The 1,413-nt window shown below is 66.3% G+C and carries 1 pseudogene; it reads left to right on the forward strand.

The features are described from left to right. Nucleotides 1-27 precede the first annotated feature (27 nt). A pseudogene (locus ON23_RS27125) lies at nucleotides 28-1,077 on the forward strand (DUF475 domain-containing protein); the annotation flags it as partial. Nucleotides 1,078-1,413: the final 336 nt, after the last annotated feature.

Raw genomic sequence — 1,413 nt, forward strand, 5'->3', positions numbered from 1 at the left:
GGTGTCGAATTGACGAAAGGCATCGGCATGTTCGTGCGAGTTTTCGCCCTGTCGTTCCTGGTTGCCGCGGCGTCCCTGGTCGTCGCGGTGCTGTACGGCGGGCCGGAGGCCGTGGTGCTGGTCGCAGCCCTCGGCGTTCTCGAGGTATCGCTGTCGTTCGACAACGCGGTGGTCAATGCCAGTGTCCTGCAACGCATGAGCGCGTTCTGGCAACGCATCTTCCTCACCGTGGGAATGGTGATCGCGGTCTTCGGCATGCGCCTGGTGTTCCCACTGGTGGTGGTCGCGATCGGTGCGCATCTGGACCCGATCGAGGCGCTGCGGCTGGCGATGAACCCACCCGCCGGCGGCGCGCCCTTCTTCCCGGACGGCAGGCCGAGCTACGAAACGCTGCTCAACGACGCCAATCCGAAGATCGCGGCGTTCGGCGGGATGTTCCTGCTGCTGCTGTTCCTGAACTACATCTGCGCCCAGCGTGAGGTCACCTGGCTGAGCTGGCTCGAGCGGCCGCTGGCGCGAATCGGGCGATTCTCGATGTTCACCGTGGTGATCGCGCTCATCGCGCTGGTGCTCACCGCCGGTGTGCTCGCGCCGAACACCAAGGCCGACGTCGTGATGGTCTCCGGCGCTCTCGGCATGGCCACCTATTTCCTCGTCGACGGCCTCGGCGCCCATTTCGAGAACGAACAGCCCGGCCAGGGCCCCTCGCGCGCCGCCCTGCTGACCGGGCGCGCCGCCTTCTTCGGCTTCGTCTACCTCGAAGTGCTGGACGCCTCGTTCTCCTTCGACGGCGTGATCGGCGCCTTCGCCATCAGCGCGGATCCGATCGTCATCGCACTCGGGCTGGGATTGATCGGCGCGATGTTCGTCCGTTCGATCACCGTGTATCTGGTCCGGCGCGGCACGCTGGCCGAGTACATCTATCTCGAACACGGTGCGCACTGGGCGATCGGCGCGCTCGCGGCGATCCTGCTGGTCTCCACCGGCCACCACCTGAACGAGGTCGTCACCGGACTGCTGGGAGTGGGGATCATCGCCGCGGCCTACCTCAGCAGCATCGTCCACAACCGGCGCCACCGGACGCCCGCTGCCACCGAGACCGAGCTGGAACGTCTGTCCCTCGGCGGTGACGAGCTGACGTTGCGCGGCGATACCGGCACGCTGTCCAGTCTCGACGGCGGCCTGCCCATCGATCGGGTCACGTTGCGCGGCGACGCGTTGCCGGCGCGGGACAAGCTCAACACCGACGCGTACTGAGAAATGGCGTACTGAAAATGGCGTACTGGGAAATGGCGTACCGCGAACCGCTGCGCGACGTCGCTGCCGGCCTCGGTCGTATTCTCGGATCATGAGGGCGCGGCCGCTGACACTGATCCAGGACGAACTCGTCGACTACGACAAGGCCATGGAGCG

The sequence above is a fragment of the Nocardia cerradoensis NBRC 101014 genome, from assembly GCF_000308535.1.
Classification (GTDB): domain Bacteria; phylum Actinomycetota; class Actinomycetes; order Mycobacteriales; family Mycobacteriaceae; genus Nocardia; species Nocardia cerradoensis.